The sequence below is a fragment of the Arthrobacter sp. GQ119 genome (assembly GCF_059759125.1).
In genome coordinates this window covers 64,420-82,914 of sequence record NZ_JCAXEA010000022.1, presented here as the reverse complement: position 1 = coordinate 82,914, position 18,495 = coordinate 64,420, and the positions used below count along the sequence as shown (strand labels likewise).

Sequence of the window (18,495 nt, the reverse complement as noted above, 5' to 3'; positions counted from 1 at the left end):
TCCCTTTCTGACGACGGCGGGCCGGCCACCTGGCGAAGGTGACCGGCCCGCCGTCGAACGTCCTCCCGGGAACAATTCCTATGGAACGTGCCGTTCCTCGGCGCCGTTGTAGGTGCTCAGCGGCCGGATCAGCGAGTTGGATTCGAGCTGTTCCATGATGTGGGCCGTCCAGCCGGTGATGCGGCTGGCGACGAACAGCGGAGTGAACATCTGGGTGTCGAAACCCATGAGGTGGTACGTGGGTCCGGCGGGGTAGTCAAGGTTCGGCTTGATCCCCTTGGCCTCATCCATGGCCGCCTCGAGCCCGTTGTACAGGCCCAGCAGCTCCGGCCGGCCGTAGTGTGCGATCATCTTGTCCAGGGCTGCCTTCATGGTGGGCACCCGGGAATCACCGTGCTTGTACACGCGGTGCCCGAAGCCCATCACCTTCTTCTTGTTGGCCAGCGCATGTTCCATCCAGGTCTTGGCCCGGGCTGCTGCGTCCTCCAGGGATTCCTCCGGCCGGATGCCGATCTCGTCGAAGGTGTGCATGACGGCCTCGTTGGCGCCGCCGTGCAGCGGACCTTTGAGTGCGCCGATGGCACCGGTCACCGCCGAATGCAGATCGGACAGCGTGGACGTGATTACCCTGCCGGCGAAGGTGGAGGCGTTGAATGAATGCTCGGCGTAGAGGATCATCGAGACGTTGAAGGCCTCCACAACCTCCGGTACGGACTCCTCGCCGAACGTCATCCACAGGAAGTTGGCGGAGTAGCCCAGGTCATCGCGGGGCTCCACGGGTTCAATGGGGCGTCCCGCCGCGCGCCGGCGGCGCTGGTCGTAAGCCACGACGGCGGGCATGGCCGCGAACAGGTCGATTGCCTTTGTCATGTTGGCTTCGCGGGAGGAATCCTCCGCGAGTTCGTGGCGCGCGCCCATGACCGAGGCTGCGGTCCTGCAGACATCCATGGGGTGGGCTGTGACCGGCAGGACGTCGATCACCTGCTTCACCACAGGATCCAGCGGACGGCCCGCCCGCTCGCGCGCCGTAAAGGCGGCCAGTTCCTCCGTCGTGGGAAGTTCTCCGTTCCAAAGCAGGTAGGCGACTTCCTCGAAGCTGCACCGTGCCGCGAGTTCCTGGACCGGGTAACCCCGGTATAGCAATGAGTTCGTGTCGGAGTTGACCTTGGAGACGGCGGTGTAATCCACCACGACGCCGGCGAGGCCTTTTTTGATCTCTTCTTCAGCCATGCTGAGCTCCTTCGTTCCTTGCCTCAGTTGACCGGCCCCCCGGCCGGCGGTTCGGTATGGATTGCGCGTCAGTCAGTTCCGGGGATCCGGAAATTAAAGACGCCGGTATCAAACCGGTTGTAGGCCTCGTAGTCCACGAGGTCATACAGCCGCGCACGGGTGAGCATGCTCCCCACCTGTGCCTCCTGCGTTCCGTCAGCCCTGATTGAGTCCAGCGTACGCTCAGCAGCGCCCATGGCACTACGGAGCAGGGTCACCGGATAAATCACCATGTTCACGCCCACACCCTGCAGCTGGTCCACGGTGAAGAGCGCACTTTTGCCGAACTCCGTCATGTTGGCCAGAATCGGCACCTGCACCGCATCCCGGATGGCCTGGAACTCTTCCAACGTGGCCATGGCTTCCGGGAAGATGGCGTCGGCCCCGGCCTCAACCAGGGCCTTCGCCCGCTCCTGCACCGCTTCGAGGCCCTCAACCGCCCGGATGTCCGTGCGGGCCATGACGAGGAAGTTCGGGTCACGCCGGGCATCGGCAGCAGCCCTGATCCGTTTGGTGGCCGTGTCCAGGTCCACGACATTCTTGCCGTCCAGATGGCCGCAGCGCTTGGGGTTGAACTGGTCCTCAATGTGGCAGCCGGCGAGTCCGGCGTTTTCCAGTTCCTGCACGCTGCGGGCGACGTTCATCGGCTCGCCGAATCCGGTGTCGGCGTCCACTATGGAGGGCAGGTCGGTCATGCGGGCGATCTGGCCGGCGCGGGTGGCCACCTCGGTGAGGGTGGTCAGGCCGATGTCCGGCAGGCCGAGGTCGTTGGCCAGGACAGCGCCGGAGATGTAGACGCCGGCGAAACCCTTTTCCTCGATCAGCCGTGCCGAGAGCGGGTTGAAGGCGCCGGGGAACTGCTGGATGGTGCCTGAGGCCAGCAGTTCACGGAAGCGCAGGCGCTTCTCCTCGGGCGTGGTCTTGGAATAGAGCATCTAGAACAGCCCCTTGGGTGCCGCTGCGAAGTCTATGACGCCGGGTTTGGCGGTGATGTTCAGCTGGTCCAGTTCACCGGCCGCCAGTTCCGGGAGGCGTTCGACGGCGGCAAGGAACCGTTCGATTTCGGCCTCTTCGACCAGGCCGGCGGCCAAGGTGCGGAATTTGTTGACATACTGCTCGCGGGCGAACGGCCGGGCACCGAGCGGATGGGCGTCGGCGACGGCGATCTCGTCCCTGATGACGGTGCCGTCGGAGAGGGTGATTTCAACGGAGCCGCCGAAGGCCTTCTCGTTGATGTCCAGGGAGTGGTAGCGGCGGGTCCATTCCGGATCTTCCACTGTGGACACCTTCTGCCACAGGTCAACGGTGTCGGGCCGGGCGGCACGAGCGGGGGAGTAGGAGTCCACGTGATGCCACGCCCCGTCCTGCAGCGCGACGGTGAAGATGTAGGGGATGGAGTGGTCCAGGGTCTCCCGGGACGCTGTGGGGCTGTACTTCTGGGGATCGTTGGCGCCGGAACCGATCACGAAGTGGGTGTGGTGGCTGGTCTTGATCAGCACGGACTGCACGTTGGACGGATCCGTGGCCTCGGGGTGTTCCTTGTGCAGCTTCCGTGCCAGGTCGATCCACGCCTGGGCCTGGTACTCGGCGGAGTGCTCCTTGGTATAGGTGTCCAGAATGGCTCGTTTCGCCTCTCCGGGCGTCGGCAGCGGGACCATGTAAGAGGCGTCCGGGCCGTCCAGCATCCACGCGATGACGCCGTCTTCGCCTTCATAGATGGGCACCGGGGAGGTCTGGCCGCGCATCGCCCGGTCCACGGCTTCCACGGCCATCTTGCCTGCGAAGGCGGGGGCGTGGGCTTTCCAGGTGGAGATTTCGCCCTTGCGGGACTGGCGGGTGGCTGTGGTGGTGTGCAGGGCCTGGCCCACGGACTGGAAGATCGTCTCGACGTCGAGACCCAGCAGGGTTCCGATTCCCGCGGCGGCGGAGGGGCCGAGGTGGGCCACGTGGTCGATCTTGTGCTTGTGCAGGCAGATTGCCTTCACCAGGTTCACCTGGATCTCGTAACCGGTGGCGACGCCGCGGATCAGGTCCGCGCCACTGGAGCCGACGTGCTGGGCGACGGCCAGGATCGGCGGGATGTTGTCGCCCGGGTGGGAGTAGTCCGCCGCGAGGAAGGTGTCGTGGTAGTCCAGTTCGCGGACAGCCACGCCGTTGGCCCATGCCGCCCATTCCGGCGAAACCCGCTCGCCGATTCCGAAGACCTTCGCCCCCTTTCCGTTGGCGGAGGGACCGTGCGTGAGGGCCTGCGCCCGGGCAGCGACAATCGGGGCACGGTTCAGCGATGCGATGGCCACGGAGGCGTTGTCGATGATCCGGTTGATCACCATCTCCGTGACATCGTCAGTCACGCCGACAGGGTCGGCTGCCACCACGGCGATCTTGTGGGCGAGCTGGTCCTCGCGGGGCAGGTTTTCCTCGCTCTTGTAGACGCGGACGTGGTGTTCCTTAACCATGGAGGCTCCTTGTAGACGAGGGGTTGGGGTTAATGAGGTGTGTGGGTGGCTTTGACGTGCGAAATACTGCGGTGCAGGTGCATCGTGGTGGCCGCTTCGGCCAGGCGCGGGTTTCGAGCGGCTATTGCCTCGGCAATGGCGGCGTGTTCGGCGGCGGCTGCAGTGAGGCGGGCGGCGTCGTCGGCGGCAAGCCTCCGGACGCGCACCAGATGCACGCGCAGGCTGCGCATGGCCTGCGCCAGGTAGGAATTGGAGATGGCGGCGTCGATGGCTTCGTCCAGCCGGCCCACGAGCTCGTAGTAGTCGTGGCGGGCAGGATCCGTGCCGCTGATCAGGGCAGGAGCTGCAAGCAGCTCTTCCTGCAGCTTGAGGAAAACCGCGGCGTCGCCCCGCACGGCGGCCAGGGCAGCTGCCTTGCCTTCGAGGGTTTCGCGGAGTTCGAAGAGTTCATCGATGTCCTCCAGGGAGATACCGGTGACGACGACGCCGCGGCCACCCGCCGTCGTCAGCCCTTCCGCCGTCAGGCGGCTCAGCGCTTCCCGAAGCGGCGTGCGGGAGACGCCAAGGCGCTCCGACTGCTCGACTTCGGCGAGGACCGTCCCGGGGAGGAGCCGCCATTCGATGATGTCATCGCGCAGTGCCGCATAGGCCCTGTCGCTGGCGCGCATGCCGCCCTCCCTTCGTTGGTCGATGCCCTCGAGTGTATACACGAATGAGGAATTTGCCCAGCTTTTCGTGTGCTTTTCCTTGCTTGGCGAAGGAAATGTATACAAGTAGTTCGGACCTGGGCTTCAAGGCAACGGGCGGCACCGCCCGGACTCACAGGTGATCCTCCATTGGCCAGGGCAGCGCGCGTTGTCGGATGTCAGTAGTTTCCTTGCGGCGGTTTTTGTCAGTGCCTCCTGTCATGCTGTGGGTATGGAAAGCAGAGCAGTCGCGGAGACGTTGGAGGCCATGGAAGCCTCCCTTGCTGCGCTGCGTTCATTTGTCAGTCACGGGGCAGGGACCGTGTCCTCGACTGATACTGACCCATTGCAGGACGAAGCTGACGCATGCCTGGACGGTCTGGCCGAGCTGGCCGGTATGGACGCCAGGCTCGCCGCGTTGAAGGTGCACTTCGCCGCCGGATACGCCCACGCGGCCGCCGCCATGGCCGCCCCGGCTTCTTCCCCGCAGGAGCGCACCGCCCTGACGATGGCGGTGACAGCAGAAGTGGCCTGCGTCCTGACTATGAGTGAGAGATCGGCAGCGGCGTTGCTGGCGGAGTCAGCCACACTGACCACCGGGTTGCCCCTGACATTGTCCGCACTGCGCTCAGGAACCATTTCGTGGCAGCACGCGCGAGTGATGTGTGATGAAACATCCGGTCTGGACCCCGCCGCAGCTGCTGCCTTAGAGGCCCATTTCCTGGACCCCGAAGCTCCCTTTGCTGCGCGCGGCTGCCTGGCCGGGGAGCTGGTGCCGGGCAGGTTCCGGGCCAGGGCGCGTGCCTGGCGGGAGCGGCACCACCCGGTGGGCATCGAAGCGCGGCACCGCAGGAGCGTGAAGGACCGGCGGGTGGAGTTCGTTCCGGACCGGGACGGCATGGCGTGGCTGTCGTTGTATTTGCCCGCGGACACCGCGGCCGGCATTTGGGCCCGGGCCACCGAGGCCGGGCGCGCCCTGCAGGGTCCTGGGGAATCCCGGACCCTGACCCAGTTGCGCGCGGACGTCGCCGGGTGCTGGCTGCTGGGCGGTGTGGTGGAGGGTGCCCCGTCCCCGGCGGCGCAGGTCCTGGTCACGGTGCCGGTGTTTTCGCTGCTGGGGGCCGGTGAGGAACCGGCGGTGCTGGACGGGTACGGGCCGATCCCGGCGTCCATGGCCCGCAGGCTTGTCACGGACGGGGCGGGGTCGTTTTTGCGGGTGCTGACCGATCCGCGCGACGGGGCGCCGCTGGAGATCGGCCGGAGCAGTTACCGGGTGCCGAAGCCGATGCGGCAATGGCTGCGGCTGCGGGACGGACGGTGCCCGTTTCCCGGCTGCAGCAACCAGTCCTTGGATAACGAGGCGGATCATCTGCTGGCCTGGTCCGCGGGCGGCGGGACCGGCATCAGCAACCTGGGCCAGCCGTGCCGGAAGCATCACCGCCTGAAACACACCACGCCCTGGCGGCCGGTCGCGGCGACCCGTGACAGTCCGCCTGGCTGGATCTCACCCACCGGACGGACCTATCCCAGCGAAGAACAGGACTGGGAACCACCACACTGGCCCCACACCACCGAGCCAGACAACCCTGAGCCAGACAACCCCGGGCCCGACAACCCCGCAAGCCTCGACCCACCCCTGCCCGTGGATCCCTTTCCCGACTGGGCACAATACACAGCCGCCTGAAGCGTGTCGCTAGTGGCTGCTCGCTGGGGTGCTTGCGGCTGTCACAAACAGAGCTGTCCTGCGTGAAGATCAATGGTCCCGGATCGAGCGCTTGCTGCCCAGCTCTAGACTCTTCCTCGTCAGGCGCGGGACCAGCGGTATTCGTTTTCCGGGCGCCCCGGCGCGCCGTACCGGGCCGTGCGGGAGACCGTGCCGGCGTCGGCAAGGTACTCCAGGTAGCGCCGGGCCGTGACCCGGGACATGCCCAGCGCCGTCATGACCTCGGTGGCCGAGACCGCCCCCGGCTGCTGCCTGATGAAGTCACGGACGGCCTCAAGGGTGGAGGGTGCCAGGCCCTTGGGGAGGGGCAGCTCGGAAGGGGCCCTGAGGCTCGCGAACGCCTGGTCGACGTCGCTCTGGGAAGCGCGCACCTTGGTGGACCCCGCTACGGGCGCTGCCAACTGCTCGCGGAACTGCCGGTAGCTCTGCAGCTTGTCCGCGAACGTCGCAAACGTGAACGGCTTGATGAGGTACTGCACCACACCGATGGAGACAGCGTTGCGGACGATCGCGAGCTCCCTGACCGCCGTGATGGCAATAATGTCGGCAAAGTGGCCGGAGGAACGCATGCGGCGGGCGATGTCCAGTCCGTGCAGGTCGGGCAAGTTCATGTCCAGGAGGACCAGCTCAACGGGGCTGCCGGCGGCCGCGAATTCCGTAAGCATCCGCAGCGCGGACTGGCCATCCGGGGCGGCACCGGCCAGTGTGAAGCCGTCCAGCCTTCCCACGTAGGCGGCATGCGCCGCCGAAGCAATCGGCTCGTCCTCGACGACGAGGACGCGAATGTCTGTCACGCTTGCTCCTCCAGGAGACTGTGCGGTTGTGGCGCGGGAAGCGCGATGTGGAAACGTGCGCCGCCCGTTCGGCCGGAACTGGTGATGGTCATCGTACCGGCCAGGCGCTGGACCGCCTGCTTTACGAGCGCCAGCCCGAGGCCGCGGCCGAAAGGTCCGGCCTCCTTGGTACTGAAGCCGTACCGGAAGACGTCGTCGATGGCATCCGGTTCAATGCCCTTCCCGGAATCCTGGACCGTGATGTCCAGTCCGCCGCCGTCCGACTCTACCGTCAACTCCACACGCCGCGGGGCCGGGGCGTCGGAGGCAGCATCGATGGCGTTGTCCAGCAGGTTGCCAAGAATGGTGACGAGGTCCTGGACGGCAAGGCCCGAGACGCCGGTTGTCCGGGACGCCTCAACGGCAAGCTCCACCCCGCGTTCATGGGCCTCGGCGGCCTTGCCCATGATGAGTGCGCTGAGCACGGGTTCCTGCACTGAGTCCATGATGTCGTCCGTCAGCTGCTGGCTCAGCTCAAGATCCTTGGTGGCGAACTCGAGCGCTTCACCTGTCCGGCCGAGCTCCAGCAGCGAAACCATGGTGTGGAGCCGGTTGGCATGCTCGTGGGTTTGGGCGCGGAGTGCGCCCGAGAGCGTCCGCATTGTCTCGAGCTCGCTGCCCAGCGATTCGATTTCGGTGCGGTCCCGGATCGTGGCAACGGTTCCGAACACGGCGGTGGGCCGGCCTGAGCGGGAGCCCGGGCCCACGGCAGGGCCCTGGTTCACCACCAGGACGCCGGAGGCCGTCAAGTGGATTTCATCGTGGGCGGTGCGGCCCGATTCAAACAGATCCTTCAGGCTCGGCGTCAGCGGCAGGTCGGCCAGGAACGGAGCGTCCGACGGATCATCGCCCGAGTCCCGCGGCTCGAGCCGAAGCAGCTCGGCGGCCTGGTCGTTGTACATCACCACGCGTCCCTTGGGGTCGATCAGGATGACACCTTCGCGGACCGAGTGGAGCACGGATTCGTAGTAGGCAAAGAGCTGGGCAAGCTGTTCCGGTCCCCAGCCGCGGGTTACCCGCCGCAAGTAGCCTCCGAGCAGCCAGGAGGCCACTGAGCCGGCCGCGAGGAGGGCGCCCGAGATAGCGAGCAGTGCCGGGATTCTGCCGGCCACCGCGACGTCGATGGTTCTGACCGTGACGCCGGCGGCCACCAGCGCCTTTACCGAGCCGCGGGCGTCCTTGACCGGGGCGATGGTTCGTACCGAGGGACCAAGTGTCCCGGCTGTGATCTCCGTGAACACGCGCCCTTCAAGGGCATCGGAGATTGAGCCGATGTACGGCTGGCCGAGCTCCTCGCTCCGGGGATGCGTCCAGCGTGTCCTGTCCGGCGCCATGATGGTGATGAAGTCGGCGCCGGCGTCCCCCATCACCTGAAGCGCGTATGGCTGTAGCCGGGCAGAAGGGTCAGGGGAAGCCGCCGCCTGCAGCACCAGCGGGTTGTCGGCAACAGAAACAGCCACGGCCGCCATCCGGCGACCGGCTTCGTCATACGTGCGTTCGCGGGCGTCGATGAATGCGGCCGTCCCCACCACTCCGGTGAGTGCCAGCACGAACAGCAGGTTCGCTACGAAAAGCCGCGTGGCAATGCTCCAACGGCGGATCACAACACCTCCTATGACCAATATGAACGCAACGGTGAGCCAAGTCACTTCATCCCGAATGATGGAAATCACAAAGGACCGACGCGAAGAGCTCAGAGACTGTGCGAAGCGTCCTCCAGATTATCCATAAGGAGACAAATCATGGCTTCTCAACGAGGAGAGTCGGCTGCACCGGCCAAGGCCGCGCGCAAAGGGCTGGACAAATCCCACTACCTTTACATTGCCGTCATCGCCGCAGTCATCCTGGGCGCACTGATCGGCCTTCTGTTCCCTGAGGTCGGCAAATCACTGAAGCCGCTCGGCGACGGGTTCATCAAGCTCATCAAGATGATGATCGCGCCAATTATCTTCTGCACCATCGTGCTGGGCATTGGTTCCATTGCCAAGGCTGCCACGGTCGGCAAGGTCGGCGGCATGGCACTGGGCTACTTCGTATTGATGTCGACCTTCGCCCTGGGCATCGGCCTTGTGGTTGGCAACCTGATCCACCCGGGTGAGGGCCTGAAGCTGGCGCCGTACGACCCCAACAAGAAGGCCGAAGTAGACAGCACCGTCTCGTTCCTCCTGGGTATCATTCCGGGCGACATTCCGGTCCTGCCCACGCTCTTTGCCGCAATCCTCGTCGGTTTCGCGCTGCAGAAGATGGGCGCCCAGGGCGCCCCCGTCCTCAAGGCCATCGGCCACGGCCAGGCTGTGGTGTTCCGCATCCTCATCATGATCATGTGGCTGGCTCCGGTCGGTGCCTTCGGCGCCATCGCCGCGGTTGTCGGTGCCACGGGCTTCCAGGCAATCGTGAGCATGTTCACCCTGATGGCTGCCTTCTACATCACCTGCGCACTGTTCATCGTCGTAATCCTCGGCGGCCTCCTGCAGGCGGTGGCAGGTGTGAACATCTTCAAGCTGATGAAGTACCTGGCACGCGAATACCTCTTGATCTTCTCCACCTCATCTTCCGAGGCCGCGCTGCCCCGCCTGATCGCCAAGCTCGAGCACCTGGGTGTCTCCAAGCCGGTCGTCGGCGTCACTGTTCCCACCGGTTACTCCTTCAACCTGGACGGCACCGCCATCTACCTGACGATGGCCTCCCTGTTCGTGGCCAACGCCATGGGGACCCCGCTGGACCTCGGCGCCCAGGTCTCCCTGCTGATCTTTATGATCATCGCCTCCAAGGGCGCTGCCGGTGTCACCGGCGCAGGCCTGGCCACACTGGCCGCCGGCCTGCAGGCCCACAAGCCCGAACTCCTGGGCGGCGTCGGCATGATCGTCGGCATCGACCGCTTCATGTCCGAGGCCCGCGCCCTGACCAACTTCACCGGCAACGCCGTGGCTACGGTCCTGATCGGTACCTGGGTCAAGGAGATCGACAACCAGCAGGTTGGCCGCGTCCTGTCCGGCGAAGAGCCCTTCGACGAGCAGACCATGATTGCCACCCACCACGGTGTCCAGGAGACCCCGTCGCAGCAGCCCGTCCCGGCCAACGCATAGGTTTCACAACCCCGGCCCACAACCCAACGGCGCTCCGGCGCCGGCAACGCCCGCACAGGCCAGCCTGTGCGGGCGTTTTGCATGGGCGGGAGGCTAACCTTCGACCTCAAGTAAAAGGTCAAGGCTCAAACGCCATCAAAAGTCAAGTTCCACGAAATGCCGTGTCGGGCGCTGTAGCCTTGGGTGGAAGAAGCATGGGCGCCAGACATCCAGCGGTCCCGGCATTCAGCGGCACAGAAAAATCACCGTCATCGAAAGTGTGGATAGATACGTGAGCAGCGAACAGGGTTCAGCAACTCTGGAAGGCACGGAACTCGACCTGGAAGACGCCGTGATGGGTCCCACAGGCCGTCCCTACCGCGAATTTCCGGAGCCCGCGCCGCTGTCCTCCCATGGACCGGCCCGCGTGATTGCAATGGTCAACCAGAAGGGCGGCGTAGGCAAAACCACGTCAACCATCAACCTAGCGGCCGCGCTGGCGGAGTACGGCCGCCGCGTGCTGCTGGTGGACTTTGACCCCCAGGGGGCGCTGTCCGCGGGGCTTGGCGTCAACCCGCACGAACTGGACCTCACCGTGTACAACGTCCTCATGGACCGCAAGGTGGACATCCGCGAGGCGATCCACACCACCGGCGTTGAGAACGTTGACCTGCTGCCGGCGAATATCGACCTGTCCGCGGCGGAGGTCCAGCTGGTCAATGAGGTGGCACGCGAACAGGTCCTCGACCGTGCGCTGAAGAACATCGAGGATGACTATGACATCGTCCTGATCGACTGCCAGCCCTCGCTGGGCCTGCTCACAGTAAACGCGCTCACGGCCGCCCATGGCGTGATCATCCCGCTGATTTGCGAATTCTTCGCGCTGCGGGCAGTGGCGCTCCTGGTCGAAACCATTGACAAGGTTCAGGACCGCCTCAACCCCCGGCTGCAGGTGGACGGGGTCCTGGCCACGATGTACGACGCCCGGACCCTGCACAGCCGTGAAGTCATCACCCGCCTCGTGGAGGCCTTCGGTGACAAAGTCTTTGAGACCGTCATCAAGCGCTCCATCAAGTTCGCCGATGCCACTGTCGCCGCTGAACCGATCACCAGCTATGCCGGTAACCACATCGGCGCCGACGCCTACCGCCGCCTCGCCAAGGAGCTCATTTCGCGCGGCGGCGCGCCGTAGCCTGGACCGTGGCTGAGTCGGCCACTCCGCTCGCGGAACGCGGCCAGCCGGCCGGCACGGACGACGGCGGTGCCGCACCTGATGGGGGCGCTGCGCCTGTCGCCGGCGATCCCGGCGCGAAGAAGCCGGGTTTCGAAGTCAGGCTCACGAACTTCACTGGCCCCTTTGACCTGCTGCTGGGGCTGATCGCCAAGCACCAGATGGACATCACCGAGGTGGCGCTCGCCACCGTGACCGATGAGTTCATCAAGTACATCCGGAACCTGCAGGCCTTGGGGGAGGAGTGGGCCCTGGACGAAGCCAGCGAATTCCTCGTCATTGCCGCCACCCTCCTGGACCTCAAGGCTGCCCGGCTGCTTCCGGCGGGTGAGGTCGAGGATGAGGACGACATCGCGCTCCTGGAGGCCCGCGACCTGCTTTTTGCCAGGCTGCTGCAGTACAAGGCGTTCAAGCAGGTGGCCGCCCTCATGGATGCGACGCTGGAACTTGAGTCCCGGCGGTATCCGCGGCAGGTGGCCCTCGAGGAGCACTTCGCGGCCATGCTGCCTGAACTCGTCTGGAAGCACACTCCGCAGCAGTTCGCGTCACTGGCGGAAGCTGCCCTGAAGCCCAAGGCCCCGAAACCCACCGAAGTCGGGCTGGCCCACCTGCACGGGAGCCCGGTCAGCGTTCGTGAACAGGCGGAGCTTATCGGGCTCCGCCTGCGGGAAGGCCGGCCGCTGTCATTCCGGGCGCTGATTGCCGACGCCGAATCCACCCTGGTGGTGGTTGCGCGTTTTCTGGCGTTGCTGGAGCTCTTTCGCGACCAGGTCGTGGCGTTCGACCAGGTGGCGCCCCTCGGTGACCTGACAGTGCGGTGGACGGCATCCGGCGAATGGAGCAGCGATCAATTGAGCGAAGAATACGAGGATCAGCCGTGAGTAAGTCCCAACAGGAACCGACGCCCGGCGACGGCACCGACGTCTCCGGGCTTCCGGGCGGAGCGCGGGCGGCCCTGGAGGCCGTGCTGATGGTGCTGGACGAACCGACGTCGGCCACGGACCTGGCCGCAGGGCTGAACCTGACCGTGGAAATGGTGGAGCAGCTGCTGCTGGACCTGCAGCGCGAGTATGACGGCTATACTGTTAAAGCCCCGGATATGGAAATCGCCAGTGACGCTGGCTTCGCTTCCAGCCCCCGGGGTTTTGAATTGCGGAATGTGGCCGGAGGTTGGCGCATCTACTCCCGGGCTGAGTTCGCTGACATCGTCGGTGCCTTCGTCCTGGAAGGCCAGACAGCCAGGCTGACGCAGGCAGCACTTGAAACGCTTGCCGTCATCGCCTACCGGCAGCCCGTTTCCAGGGCCAGGGTGTCTGCAATTCGAGGGGTCAATGTCGACTCGGTCGTGCGGACGCTGATCCAGCGGGGACTGATCGAGGATTCCGGAACAGATCCGGAATCGGGGGCAATCCTGTACCGCACGACGTCGTATTTCCTTGAACGCATGGGAATCGGCTCGGTGGCTGAGCTGCCTCAAATTTCACAACACCTTCCGGGGCTGGATGGAATTGATGAGTTTTACGACGCCGGAAGAATGTAGGCAGCTGCCTGCAGATCAGTATTTACCAGAGCAGATTTAATCTGCACGGCTGGCTAGTGTTGTCTTTGGACAACCGGTGCCGGTCAACATAACGAAGGACGGGTCATGACACAGGCGGGACGCCAGGGTTCACCACGTAACAGTTCGGGGCGTAAAGGTCCGGAACGCGATTCAGCGCGCGGCGCAGCGCAAAGCGGCCGTGGAGGCCAGCGCAGCGCTGGCTTCGGAGCGGGCCAACGCGATTTTTCCAAGGGAGGCGACCGCCCGTTCGGCGACCGTCCCCACAAGGCGCCGAAGCCGCGCGAGGAGCGATTCGTCGATCCCGACGAGTCGCCCGCCGGCAGGTCTTCCGCGGACTGGAAGGCGGGCGCCAAGCCGTCGGCCCGCAAAGCCGGAGCCCGCAAGCCCGGTGCCGGCAAGGCCCCCGGAACGCCTGGTGCCCTCAAGCCCAAGCCCCGCGCAGGCGCACCCAAGACGGCCGCGTCACGCGCCTTCGGCAGCGAACGCTTCGGCCAGAATCTCGGTCCGGTCCGTAAGCCTTCCCGGAAGCGCGGCCCCCGTGGTGACGTTCCCCAGTCGGAAGTCCACGATGCCGACGGCGTCCGCCTGCAGAAGGTCATGGCCTCCGCAGGCGTCGCGTCACGCCGCGTGTGTGAGGAGATGATCGCCGAAGGCCGCGTGGAAGTCGATGGCAAGGTCGTCACCGAGCTCGGCGTCCGCGTTGATCCCAAGACCGCCGTCATCCACGTGGACGGCCTCCGCATCCAGCTGGACGAAACCATGGTCTACATGGTCTTCAACAAGCCCAAGGGCGTTGTGTCCACCATGGAGGACCCCGACGGCCGCCCCTGCATCAGTGACTTCATCCGCAACAACCAGGGTGAACGCCTCTTCCACGTGGGGCGGCTTGACGTCGCCACCGAGGGGCTCCTGCTGCTGACGAACGACGGCGAACTGGCCAACCGCCTGACGCACCCTTCCTACGAGGTACCCAAGACATATCTGGTCCAGGTCCGGGGTCCCTTCCCGCAGGGCATCGGCGCGCAGCTGAAGGGCGGCGTTGAACTCGAAGACGGCATCGCCTCCGTGGACTCCTTCCGTCTCGTGGACTCCACTCCGGGCCACGTGCTGATCGAAGTTGTGCTGCACTCCGGCAAGAACCGGATCGTTCGCCGAATGTTCGACGCCGTCGGGTTCCCCGTGTTGCGCCTCGTGCGTGTCAAGGTTGGCCCCATAGGCCTGGGTGACCAGCGCCAGGGAAGCATCCGCAACCTCGGCAGGCAGGAAGTCGGCCACCTGCTGGCATCCGTAGGACTCTAGGGCATGTCGGCATTTCGTAATCACGGCCGCGGGCACTTGAGCGGACCGGTCGTTGTTATAGGCACCGGCCTGCTCGGTACGAGCATCGGCCTTGGTCTCCGCGGCCGCGGCGTGGCCGTCTACCTTTCCGATCCGTCGCCAACCAACCAGGCCGTCGCCGTGGATATCGGCGCCGGCCTGCCCTTGGCGGCGCTGGAAGGGGAACAGCCGGAACTCGTTGTCGTGGCTTCCCCGCCGGACGTGACGGCCGGTGTTGTCGAACGTGCGCTGTCCGACTACCCGGATGCCACCGTGGTGGACATTGCCAGCGTGAAGGCAGACATCCAGAACGAACTGCGCCGCCGCGGCGTGGACCTGTCCCGGTACGTTGGCACACACCCGATGGCCGGGCGTGAGAAGTCCGGGCCTGTTGCTGCCCGCGGCGAGCTCTTCACGTCCATGCCCTGGGTGGTCTGCCCGTCGGAGGGAACCTCGGCTGCGGCCCTGCAGGCCGCCAGGGCCATGGCCACGGATCTGGGCGCTCTCGTGTCGCAGTTCACTGCCGAGGAGCACGACGAAGCCGTGGCCTTGGTCTCCCACCTGCCCCAGGTTATGTCCTCGCTGCTGGCCAGCCGCCTGCAGGGCACGCCGCTGCATGCACTGTCCCTGGCCGGCAACGGGCTGCGTGACGTCACCCGGATCGCCGCCAGCGACCCGACGCTGTGGGTGCAGATCCTCGGAGCCAATGCCGCGAAAGTCGTGGAGATTCTTTACGGCGTCAGGGAAGACCTCAACAGGCTGATCGGCACGCTGGAAGACCCTGCGGCGCCGGGTGCCCGGCTGGACCTTGCCCAGCTGATGAGCGAAGGCAACGCCGGACAGGCACGGATTCCGGGCAAGCATGGCGGGCCTCCGCAGGCCTATTCGTGGCTTACCGTGCTGGTGGATGACAGGCCGGGGCAGATCGCCCGGCTGCTGACGGAGATCGGCGAAATCGGCGTCAATGTGGAAGATCTGCGACTGGACCACTCGTCTGGCCAGAACGTGGGCATGGTGGAGCTGTCCGTCCTGCCCAACCGGCACGATCTCCTCATTGAAGCCCTCAACGACCGTGGATGGCGGGTACTGCAGTAATGACACAGGAACTTCTAGACACGATGCCGGCGCTCCGACTGGGCAAGCCGCTCGTGGTGGCCATCGACGGACCGTCGGGATCCGGCAAGTCCAGCGTCAGTAAGGAAGTGGCCCGCCGCCTCCACCTTGCCTACCTGGACACCGGCGCCATGTACCGTGCGCTGACATGGTTTTGCCTGGACCGCGGCACCGACCTCAATGACGCCTCCGCAGTCGAGCTTGCCGCCGAAGACCTGCCGCTGGAGATCAGCACCACGCCGCACGAGGAGTATGTGCGGGTGGACGGCACCGATGTCACGGCAGCCATCCGGGAACCAGAGATCTCCTCGGCGGTCAGCGCCGTGGCCACCACCCTTGGGGCACGGACCGAGCTCATCCGCCGCCAGCGCTCACTGATCGACAAGCACCACCGCCGCATGGTGGTGGAAGGCCGGGACATCACCACCGTCGTCGTTCCCGGGGCGGAAGTCCGCATGCTGCTCACCGCCAGCGAAGAGGCGCGGCTGCGGAGGCGCGGGATCCAGCTGGGCGGCACGCAGACCGCCGAGCAGCTGGCCGCCCAGGTGACCCAACGGGACGCCAAGGACTCGACCGTGGTGAATTTCACGCAGGCGGCCGACGGCGTGGTGATCCTCGATTCGTCAGACCTGGACTTCGAGGAAACCGTGAGCGCGGCACTGCGGATCGTCACCAAGGTGATCAACCATGAGTGACGCCGCGACGGACGCCGTACGCGGACTTCCTGCACGCTGGACCATGGGATGGAGCCGGCCTGTGGGCTGGCTGCTGGACCACGTGGTGTACCGGACCTCCGTCACGGGGCGCTCCAACGTCCCTACCCATGGCCCGGTGATTTTTGCCGGCAACCACATCAGCTACCTGGACGGCCCGGTCATGTTCGGAGCTTCGCCCCGTCCCATGCATATCCTGGTCAAAAGGGAGATGTTCAAGGGGTTCCTGGGAGGCGTGCTGCGGGCTTCGGGCCAACTGCCCGTGGACCGTTCCGGCGACCGCGCCGCGCTGCAGGTCAGCAAGGCCCTGCTCGATGCCGGCCGCTGCATCGGGATCCTGCCAGAAGGCAGCCGGGGGAGCGGGAAGGCTGCGGGCATCAGCAACGGTGTAGCGTGGCTCGCCCTGAACTCGCAGGCCACCATTGTGCCGGTGGCCATTTTGGGCACGCGGCAGGGCGGCGAGCACCTTGACACGGTTCCCCGCCCCGGCCGGAGACTTCACGTCAGCTTTGGCGAAGCGGTGACCATCAGCCGGAATCCCGGCGAGACCGGGCGTGCTTCAATGGACAGGGCGGCAAAGGAAATCCGCGCTGCGCTGGCGAACCACGTCCAAGACACGATTCATCTCAGCGGGCAGGCCCTGCCTTCCGCGGATTTCCCCCACGAACGTACAGACGCAGTAGCCGGGTCGCCGGCAGATCACCACTAAGGAAAGTGCAATGAGCGATACGACTCAAACTTCCGGCCGCTCCGGCGCCGGCGAAGACGAATACACGCCCACCGGCACCGACCAGGTGGCTGAGCATCTCGCAGCCCTGGACGATGAGGAGGCAGAGCTCCGCGCGGCCTCGCTCCGCGCGGGCCTGGATGACTACGAACTCGACGAGGAAGACGCCGCCCTCCTCAGCGGCCGCTACGAGGACGAGGACTTGGAAGGCCCGGTCAAGCTGGACCCCGTCCTGGCAATCATCGGACGCCCCAACGTCGGCAAGTCCACACTGGTTAACCGCATCCTGGGCCGCCGCGAGGCTGTCGTGGAGGACACCCCCGGCGTGACCCGCGACCGTGTGATGTACTCCGCCCACTGGAACGGGCGCAATTTCACCGTCGTGGATACCGGTGGGTGGGAGCATGACGCCCGCGGTATCCACGCCCGGGTCGCGGAGCAGGCGGAAATGGCCGTGGAGCTTGCTGACGCCGTGCTGTTCGTTGTCGACTCCGCCGTGGGTGCAACCGCCACGGACGAAGGCGTCATGAAGATGCTGCGCAAGAGCAAGAAGCCCGTCATCATGGTGGCCAACAAAGTCGATGACTTTGCGCAGGAAGCGGACTCCGCCACCTTGTGGGGCCTCGGCTTCGGCGAGCCGTACCCCGTCTCGGCCCTTCATGGCCGCGGAGTTGCGGATCTTCTGGACCACGTCATGGACACGCTTCCGGAGTTCTCCACCATTGAGGGACTCGAACGCTCCGGCGGCCCCCGCCGCGTGGCACTGATCGGCAGGCCCAATGTGGGCAAGTCATCCTTGCTGAACAAGCTCGCCGGCTCGGAGCGCGTGGTGGTGGACAACACCGCCGGCACCACCCGCGACCCGGTGGATGAATTCATCGAGCTCGGCGGGCGCACCTGGCGCTTCGTCGACACTGCAGGGATCCGGCGGCGCCAGCACATGGCGCAGGGCGCCGACTTCTACGCTTCCCTGCGGACGCAAAGCGCACTCGAAAAGGCGGAGGTCGCCGTCGTACTCCTGGCCGTGGACGAGGTGCTGAGCGAGCAGGATGTCCGCATCCTGCAGTTGGCCATCGAATCGGGACGGGCCCTGGTGCTCGCGTTCAACAAGTGGGACCTCCTCGACGACGAGCGCCGCCGGTATCTTGAACGCGAAATCGAGCAGGACCTGGCCCACGTTGAATGGGCTCCGCGCGTCAACATCTCGGCCAAGACCGGCTGGCACAAGGACCGCCTCGTGCCCGCACTGGATCTTGCGCTCGAGAACTGGGACAAGCGCATCCCGACCGGCCGGCTCAACGCGTTCCTGGGCGAGCTCGTGGCCGCGCACCCGCACCCGGTCCGCGGCGGCAAGCAGCCCAGGATCCTCTTCGGCACGCAGGCCTCCAGCCGCCCGCCGAAGTTCGTCCTCTTCACCACCGGCTTCCTGGACCCGGGTTACCGCCGGTTCATCACCCGGCGGCTGCGTGAAACGTTCGGCTTCGAAGGAACACCCATTGAAGTCAACATGCGTGTCCGGGAAAAACGTGGCAAGAAGCGTTAATTAGGACACACCGGGCCCGTGGCGGACGAAAATGTCACGGGCACCCTCCGGAATCGTGTAAGCTTTTGGAGGTGGTTCGGCCGGACTGCTTAGATGAAATTCTTCTGAAGTTCATTGAAGCGGAGAACGGCAGGACTGACGGGCTGTAGCGCAGCTTGGTAGCGCACTTGACTGGGGGTCAAGGGGTCGCAGGTTCAAATCCTGTCAGCCCGACCAAAGAAGATGCAGGTCAGAGGCCGTCTTCGGAGAAATCCGAAG

16 protein-coding genes and 1 tRNA gene are annotated in these 18,495 nt (G+C 65.5%); 11 read left to right on the top strand and 6 right to left on the bottom strand.

All coding sequences use genetic code 11. The annotated features are described in order from the left end of the window. Positions 1-78: 78 nt before the first annotated feature. The 4 genes from AC6CH3_RS18805 to AC6CH3_RS18790 form a co-directional block, all read right to left on the bottom strand. Positions 79-1,230 (bottom strand): bifunctional 2-methylcitrate synthase/citrate synthase, encoded by a 1,152-nt coding sequence (locus tag AC6CH3_RS18805; protein WP_498133858.1) that lies wholly within the window; start codon positions 1,228-1,230, stop codon positions 79-81. A gap of 68 nt (positions 1,231-1,298) precedes the next feature. After that, positions 1,299-2,204 (bottom strand): methylisocitrate lyase, encoded by a 906-nt coding sequence (gene prpB / locus AC6CH3_RS18800; RefSeq protein ID WP_498133857.1) that lies wholly within the window; start codon positions 2,202-2,204, stop codon positions 1,299-1,301. Beyond that, on the bottom strand, positions 2,205-3,725 hold the full coding sequence (locus AC6CH3_RS18795; RefSeq protein WP_498133856.1) for an MmgE/PrpD family protein: 1,521 nt from the start codon (positions 3,723-3,725) through the stop codon (positions 2,205-2,207). 29 nt (positions 3,726-3,754) lie between these two features. After that, positions 3,755-4,393, bottom strand: coding sequence for a GntR family transcriptional regulator (locus AC6CH3_RS18790; protein ID WP_498133855.1), 639 nt, complete (start codon positions 4,391-4,393; stop codon positions 3,755-3,757). A gap of 250 nt (positions 4,394-4,643) precedes the next feature. On the opposite strand from AC6CH3_RS18790, the gene AC6CH3_RS18785 reads away from it, so the two are divergent. Next, complete coding sequence (locus tag AC6CH3_RS18785) at positions 4,644-6,095, top strand: HNH endonuclease signature motif containing protein (protein ID WP_498133854.1); 1,452 nt, start codon at positions 4,644-4,646, stop codon at positions 6,093-6,095. Positions 6,096-6,214: 119 nt separating this feature from the next. Here the strand turns inward: AC6CH3_RS18785 and AC6CH3_RS18780 are convergent, their stop codons facing one another. After that, the gene (locus tag AC6CH3_RS18780; RefSeq protein WP_498133853.1) at positions 6,215-6,928 is read right to left on the bottom strand and encodes a response regulator; all 714 of its coding nucleotides are present in this window, start codon (positions 6,926-6,928) and stop codon (positions 6,215-6,217) included. Further along, a complete protein-coding gene (locus AC6CH3_RS18775) occupies positions 6,925-8,571 on the bottom strand; it encodes a sensor histidine kinase (RefSeq protein ID WP_498133852.1) in 1,647 nt (548 codons plus the stop codon). The genes AC6CH3_RS18780 and AC6CH3_RS18775 overlap by 4 nt, the downstream gene beginning before the upstream one ends. A 138-nt stretch (positions 8,572-8,709) precedes the next feature. Here AC6CH3_RS18775 and AC6CH3_RS18770 point away from each other — a divergent pair, with 138 nt between their 5' ends. The 10 genes from AC6CH3_RS18770 to AC6CH3_RS18725 all read left to right on the top strand — a co-directional run bounded on the left by AC6CH3_RS18770 (position 8,710) and on the right by AC6CH3_RS18725 (position 18,453). Continuing rightward, on the top strand, positions 8,710-10,053 hold the full coding sequence (locus tag AC6CH3_RS18770; protein ID WP_498133851.1) for a cation:dicarboxylate symporter family transporter: 1,344 nt from the start codon (positions 8,710-8,712) through the stop codon (positions 10,051-10,053). Between the two features lie 271 nt (positions 10,054-10,324). Then, positions 10,325-11,224 (top strand): ParA family protein, encoded by a 900-nt coding sequence (locus AC6CH3_RS18765; RefSeq protein ID WP_400581414.1) that lies wholly within the window; start codon positions 10,325-10,327, stop codon positions 11,222-11,224. Positions 11,225-11,394: 170 nt separating this feature from the next. Further along, positions 11,395-12,144 carry a segregation and condensation protein A gene (locus tag AC6CH3_RS18760; protein ID WP_498133862.1) on the top strand — a complete coding sequence of 250 codons (750 nt, stop codon included), beginning with the start codon at positions 11,395-11,397 and terminating at the stop codon, positions 12,142-12,144. After that, complete coding sequence (gene scpB, locus AC6CH3_RS18755) at positions 12,141-12,803, top strand: SMC-Scp complex subunit ScpB (RefSeq protein ID WP_498133850.1); 663 nt, start codon at positions 12,141-12,143, stop codon at positions 12,801-12,803. Before AC6CH3_RS18760 ends, scpB begins: the two co-directional genes overlap by 4 nt. A gap of 105 nt (positions 12,804-12,908) precedes the next feature. Further along, on the top strand, positions 12,909-14,123 hold the full coding sequence (locus AC6CH3_RS18750) for a pseudouridine synthase (protein WP_498133849.1): 1,215 nt from the start codon (positions 12,909-12,911) through the stop codon (positions 14,121-14,123). A 3-nt stretch (positions 14,124-14,126) separates the two neighbouring features. Next, positions 14,127-15,236, top strand: coding sequence for a prephenate dehydrogenase (locus tag AC6CH3_RS18745; RefSeq protein ID WP_498133848.1), 1,110 nt, complete (start codon positions 14,127-14,129; stop codon positions 15,234-15,236). Continuing rightward, the gene (cmk, locus tag AC6CH3_RS18740) at positions 15,236-15,949 is read left to right on the top strand and encodes a (d)CMP kinase (RefSeq protein WP_400581407.1); all 714 of its coding nucleotides are present in this window, start codon (positions 15,236-15,238) and stop codon (positions 15,947-15,949) included. The genes AC6CH3_RS18745 and cmk overlap by 1 nt, the downstream gene beginning before the upstream one ends. Before the next feature lie 43 nt (positions 15,950-15,992). Beyond that, on the top strand, positions 15,993-16,676 hold the full coding sequence (locus AC6CH3_RS18735) for a lysophospholipid acyltransferase family protein (RefSeq protein ID WP_498133861.1): 684 nt from the start codon (positions 15,993-15,995) through the stop codon (positions 16,674-16,676). Between the two features lie 10 nt (positions 16,677-16,686). After that, positions 16,687-18,237, top strand: a complete 1,551-nt coding sequence (der, locus tag AC6CH3_RS18730) for a ribosome biogenesis GTPase Der (RefSeq protein WP_400581405.1) — start codon at positions 16,687-16,689, stop codon at positions 18,235-18,237. Between the two features lie 139 nt (positions 18,238-18,376). After that, positions 18,377-18,453 (top strand) — tRNA-Pro (locus AC6CH3_RS18725). Positions 18,454-18,495: the final 42 nt, after the last annotated feature.